The 467-nt window shown below is 61.7% G+C and carries 1 protein-coding gene; it reads left to right on the top strand.

Annotated elements, in window-relative coordinates:
- The first annotated feature begins 20 nt into the window (after positions 1-20).
- A complete protein-coding gene (locus EN742_RS37280; RefSeq protein WP_127407385.1) occupies positions 21-464 on the top strand; it encodes an SRPBCC family protein in 444 nt (147 codons plus the stop codon).
- Positions 465-467 lie beyond the last annotated feature (3 nt).

Raw genomic sequence — 467 nt, 5'->3', positions numbered from 1 at the left:
AATCAGAGAGGACATACGATATGCCAAGCACCGTACGTTTGCACCGCGTTCTGGCGACCAAGCCGGAGAAGGTCTACCGCGCATTCACGGAAGCGGACGCGCTCGCGAAATGGCTTCCGCCGAACGGCTTCACCTGCACAGTGCATAGTTTCGAGGCAAAGGTCGGCGGCACGTTCAAAATGTCCTTCCGCAACTTCACCACGGGCGGCAGCCACGCCTTCGGCGGCGAATATCTCGAACTCGTCCCGGGCGAGCGCCTGCGCTACACCGACAGGTTCGACGACCCCAACCTGCCGGGCGAGATCCAGGTCACCGTGATCCTGAAGCAAGTATCGTGCGGCACCGACCTCGACATCACGCAGGCAGGCATTCCGGACGCCATCCCGGTCGAAGCCTGCTATCTCGGCTGGCAGGAGTCGCTCCGCAACCTGGCAAAACTCGTCGAGCCCGAGATCAATCAGTAGGGC

It is taken from the genome of Mesorhizobium sp. M4A.F.Ca.ET.020.02.1.1 (genome assembly GCF_004022645.1).
In the GTDB taxonomy this organism is placed as follows: Bacteria; Pseudomonadota; Alphaproteobacteria; order Rhizobiales; family Rhizobiaceae; genus Mesorhizobium.
The sequence above is the reverse complement of the archived record's forward strand: the minus strand, read 5'-3'. Positions and strand labels throughout refer to the sequence as shown.

What these genes read in the sequence shown, in the direction of transcription:
- EN742_RS37280 (WP_127407385.1), top strand. Translation starts at nt 21, where the DNA reads ATGCCAAGCACCGTACGTTTGCACCGCGTTCTGGCGACCAAGCCGGAG.